General features: G+C 43.3%; 4 protein-coding genes. 3 read left to right on the top strand and 1 reads right to left on the bottom strand.

All coding sequences use genetic code 11. From position 1 onward, the window contains the following. Positions 1-100: 100 nt before the first annotated feature. The 3 genes from AB4484_RS26705 (at position 101) to AB4484_RS26695 (ending at position 3,547) form a co-directional block, all read left to right on the top strand. Positions 101-1,855, top strand: a complete 1,755-nt coding sequence (locus tag AB4484_RS26705) for an alkyl sulfatase dimerization domain-containing protein (RefSeq protein ID WP_372081054.1) — start codon at positions 101-103, stop codon at positions 1,853-1,855. A 205-nt stretch (positions 1,856-2,060) separates the two neighbouring features. Next, positions 2,061-2,270: a hypothetical protein gene (locus AB4484_RS26700; protein ID WP_012600210.1), complete on the top strand. Its 210-nt coding sequence runs from the start codon at positions 2,061-2,063 to the stop codon at positions 2,268-2,270. 356 nt (positions 2,271-2,626) lie between these two features. Beyond that, positions 2,627-3,547, top strand: a complete 921-nt coding sequence (locus AB4484_RS26695) for a LysR family transcriptional regulator (protein ID WP_050650966.1) — start codon at positions 2,627-2,629, stop codon at positions 3,545-3,547. A 64-nt stretch (positions 3,548-3,611) separates the two neighbouring features. Here AB4484_RS26695 and AB4484_RS26690 read toward each other — a convergent pair whose 3' ends face one another. Beyond that, a complete protein-coding gene (locus tag AB4484_RS26690; protein WP_052879154.1) occupies positions 3,612-4,883 on the bottom strand; it encodes a DUF1254 domain-containing protein in 1,272 nt (423 codons plus the stop codon). Between the last annotated feature and the right edge of the window lie 40 nt (positions 4,884-4,923).

The following is a 4,923-nucleotide window of genomic DNA, read 5'->3' as shown; positions in this document are numbered from 1 at the left end:
CTTCAATGATCACGGGTAGAAACTTAATTCAACAACAAAATCAATCAAGCTATTCATTCTGACAGCTTCATTAAGCGCAACTGCCATCGCTCAAGACACGATGTTTACCTCTCCACAAAACGTATATAACGACAGTGAAGTAGTGCTGACTAAGTATAACAATGGCGGAGTAGTGAATGCTTCGGTGATAGAAAACGTAGCAAAGACTCAGCCTGAAGAGGCGTACATCAAACAAGTAACAGATGGAGTTTGGGCAATCACTGGCTATCATTTCGGCTACAAAACAGTTATTGAGGGCGAAACTGGCCTTATCATTTATGACTCTGGTGACGACATTGAAGAAGCAACGGAGATCTTGGAATTAGTACGCAAACACATTAGTGAAAAGCCGATCCACACCGTCATTTATAGCCATTCTCATTATGTATTTGGTGCACAAGCGATTCAACAAGCCTTTGATGGCGAGCTCAAAGTGATTGGTCATCCAGAGATCAACAAAAACGTTCTAGAAAGCGGTGGATTAGGTGCGTCGATTCCTGAATTATCACCAACGCTAACAGCCCGTGCCTATGAGCAATTTTCGGTGCTTCTGCCTGCTGAGGGGCCTGACGCAAAATCACCAACACCGATAGGTAAAACACAAGGGTTTGTGCCAGTAAATACTCCTGTGACACAAGGCCAAACAATGACGGTTGATGGTGTCGAGATGGTTTTCTACACCGACTTTGATAGTGATACCGACGATCAAGTGATCGTCTATCTGCCTGAGTCCAAAACGGTACTCAACAACCACCTATGGCCAACTTACCCGAACTTCTACACATTAAGAGGTTCAGTGTATCGTGATCCGACAGTCTGGGCTGAAGGTATCCGCCTTATCAGAGACTTAAATCCAGAACATCTTATCAACACGCACACTGAACCACTCAGTGGCCATGATGAGATCCAAACCACATTGAACGGTTACTATGATGGAATTATGTACCTCTATGACCAAACTATTCGAGGGATTCTGCAAGGTAAAACACCTGAAGAGTTAACCTACTCGGTTCAGTTACCACAAGATCTCGCCGAATTACCCCATAACCAGATGACTTATGGTGAGTTTTCTTATTATCCGAAAAACATCTATTACCATGCGCTTGGTTGGTTTAACGGTGAAGCTGAAACCTTAAACCGTATTGAGCCGAATCTTCAAGCTAAGAAAATCATTGAAGGGTTTGGGGGAGTAGACGCGGTAAAACAAGAGCTAAACAAGACTATTGCCAACAATGAACTCGCATGGTCAGCAGAACTCGGCGGCTACTTAGTCCGTGTTGTCCCGAACGATGAAGAAGCTAAACAGCTTTTGGCAGACACATTAAGACAAATGGGCTACCAAACAGAGGCATCAATCCCCCGATCTTGGTATCTAACCAAGGCTCTTGAATTAGAAGGAAAAGTCCAAATACCAAGCGTGGTGTTTTCAGATGCTAATTCAATCATAGGATCCCCAGCCGAGACGTTGGTGGGCCAATTTCGAGTGCGTCTAGACCCAATCGCAAGCTATGGGGAAGACCAAATGATGGCAATTACGATAAAAGACTCGGATGCCCCAACAATGGGATTGCATGTACGTAGCACTGTCGCTGAGTTTATCTCAGACACCGAAGACTACAATCGCCAAGCTGACCTTGAAATCAGCGTATCTAAACGCACTTGGGCAGAGTACTTTGTTGGGGAGAAGAGCTTAGACCAAATGCTAGAAAGCGCTGACGTGAGCACTAACCACAAAGATGATGTGAGAGGATTCTTTAGCCTCTTTGACCAATTAAACGAATCGAAAACCCGGTTTGTATCCCCATCGCAGTCTTAAACTTGAGCCTCGACATAGACTTAGTTTTTGGGCTTAAACATAGCGATAGCCATGGACTAAACCACTTCTAACCAAAGCCTCCACGACGGAGGCTTTTTGCTATTCATCATGTTCTATTTATCTAAACGCTTGTTACAAAATATCTAATTTAACCAAACTCTGAGCTCCCCTAAAATACCAATCAAATGATTAGGGGAGATAGAACATGATTAGCTCAGTACACAATGACGAACTCAACAGATACATAGAAAGACTAGACTTAAACCTTACAAAGGCTCAGGTTCGTGAACTTGGTTGGCAGCAAGGCAATGAAGAGGTAGGAAAAGAAAAAACAGCATTAGGCTCGTGGTTTTTCTTTTCTTTCTTTGGCTTATGTACGTCTGCATGTTTTGCGCTGCTGATGTATATTTCATGAGGATAAACAAAACAATGACCACGTATAACCAGCATGGAACGTTCAATTGGTTCGAGGTCGATGGAGAAACGTACATACTGTTCAAGGTCGGTATCAACAGCGCGCTATTGAACCAACACTATGAGGATGTCACCGAACAACAGAGTAAAATATATAAGCTGTTAAAGACTAGTAAAGAACCCTAGGTGCCTCGCTTGTTAAATTGATCGCATGATGTTTGAGTTATGTTCCAGATAACAACAAAAAATAGATTGGCGATTCCACGATAATTCACACATCCTACTCCTTCATCTGGCGGGAACAGACTCACCCATGTACTATTGTATAAAAATCAACAAAATATAGTAGCTACGGTTATGGATGACGGTCTGTTGAGGAAACTGGATTTTAACTCTATTAAACTTCTCAAAATTCTTGGAGAAGAACGCAATACTAAACGTACTGCGGAACGAATGTTTTTGTCGCAACCTGCGGTTAGCAAACAGCTCAAAAAACTTCGTGAAGATATTGGTGACGAATTATTCATCCGCCGACAATACGGGTTAGAACCAACGCCTTATTGTTTAGAGCTTCTAGATAAATTACCGGCGCTATTCGAGTTACTGGAAGATGTTTTTTCTCGAAACCAAAATTTCAAACCTAGCGAGTACACTGGTGATATTTGCATAGCCATCAATACTTCAATGTATCGCCCTATCTCCCGAAAATTGTATACACACCTTAGCGCCTCAATGCCAAATGCAACATTGAAAATAATCAATTGGGGTCAAGATACCGAGCATAACCTGGCCATGGCAAGAGTGCACATCGGTATTAACTATCTTCCGCTCGATATTTCCAAACAAATAATTCAGAAGAAAGTGGCGCGATGTACCTTCAAGCTTGTCTGCAGAGAAGGACACCCAATCATCAACACCCAGCGTACTGCTCACGATGTAGGGCAATACCCTCTCGCTCTTCTCCAACTTCCAGATTTCAATAAAAAAGAGAATCTAATTGAAACAAAGTTACGCGAATCGGGAGTCACACCAAACGTGGCACTTCGAGCAGACCAGTTAAGTATCTGTTTGCACGTTGTATCTCAATCCAACGCACTAATGCCTTGCATCGATATCTTTGACACCGAACTCCCAAAAGGGACGAGGTTTATATCCCCGAACAAAGAAGACACACCAAGTAGTGATATTGGTGCTTTCATCCCATCGAAACTCTCTAGAACACCCTTAGTGACATGGTTGCACAAAGAAATCGATCAAATCTTTTCGCATGCTAATTAGGTCAATTAAATTCGTATCGGTAGCTCATGGGAATAAGGCGCTGTCCTTAGCTGCCCGATAAACATTAATTTCCATAGTTAAACGAAGCTTTCGGAACCATTAGACTTTCCAAAGGTGAGCCCTGATAAATCAAACTTTGCACGGTACTACCTGCTAAGCCTTCCTGAGGTAGGTAGTAACGAACGACAAAGTAGTAGTCTTCGCCATCCACTACTGGCATCCAGTAGGTTTCGTTCTCTGGATTATGGCTTGAGAACGTAATGGTGATATTGCCATCAGCGTCAGGTGACGTGTTTCCTCCAGCCCATACTTGTCGCTGTGACCCACCAATCGTTGCAGGATCGAGAGGCAAACGGGTCTCATCCGAGTAACGCGTGACAGACCAGAATTGTCCAACGGCTTGGTCATGAGGCATAGTCAAGACAAAATCTTCAGCTCCGTTCAACTTTTCGCCTTCAGGCGTCATCGGGATCAACTCATAATATGCATGCTCTGCAGGAAAGCCAAGATGCCCTAAATGCGTTAATACTGAACGTCTTCTTTCATCGGCAAGATCATCAACATGACCAGGGTGTTCAAAGCCAGACAAATTGTTCACTACTAGCCCGGACGAGGCTAAGTTATGCACGTAACTCCTAACCTCGGTTAGCCTTTCTTGGTCGAAGTTTTCATCTGCGATAATGGTTTGGATGTTGTCGTGAGTCTGAACCCAGCCATCGGTAATTTGGTCTGCAAAGCGGAGGACCTCTCGAACATTGGCACGATCAGGCAATACAACATTTGAAACAGCTGAGTGATTGTCGATAACAAGTTGCTTACGCCACTCATCAGCCCCTCCGTTGTCACGATACTCGAATGTTTGCACTCGAATAAAAGCAAAAATCAGGTCATCGTTGACCTCGATGGTGTCGATATAGTTCCCCTCTGGCGTGTCATAATCTGAACCAGAACGAACAATAAGGTAGGTTCCACCTTCATCAGGAGTCACTTCGTGATAAGCCGCGAAATGCTCAGCGTCCAGTAAATGGAATGAAGCATATCGACTAGATTCACGAGCTGGTACCGTCACTTCAATAGGGCCATTGGATACGTCAAGCATCGCTTTAGCGTAAATGTGGTCCAGTGCAGGCGTGATAACGTCCCAGGTATGATCGGCTAAGCCAGGAAATTCAAATTGATTTAGTCCATTTTTCTCCATGAAACCAATCATGTTTTCCATGTGGTGATACACTCGTTGCCCTGTTAATTCAGCATCCGTTGGTACAATTTCTTCTGCATTAACTACATTTCCAAGAGAAATAGATGCAATCAACAATGATATTGCTGTGTTTTTCATAATAATCCTATTTTTAAATTAATATACCCGTGATCATTGA

This window comes from Vibrio sp. 10N.261.46.A3 (assembly GCF_041472995.1).
GTDB lineage: Bacteria > Pseudomonadota > Gammaproteobacteria > Enterobacterales > Vibrionaceae > Vibrio > Vibrio coralliirubri.
The sequence above is the reverse complement of the archived record's forward strand: the minus strand, read 5'-3'. Positions and strand labels throughout refer to the sequence as shown.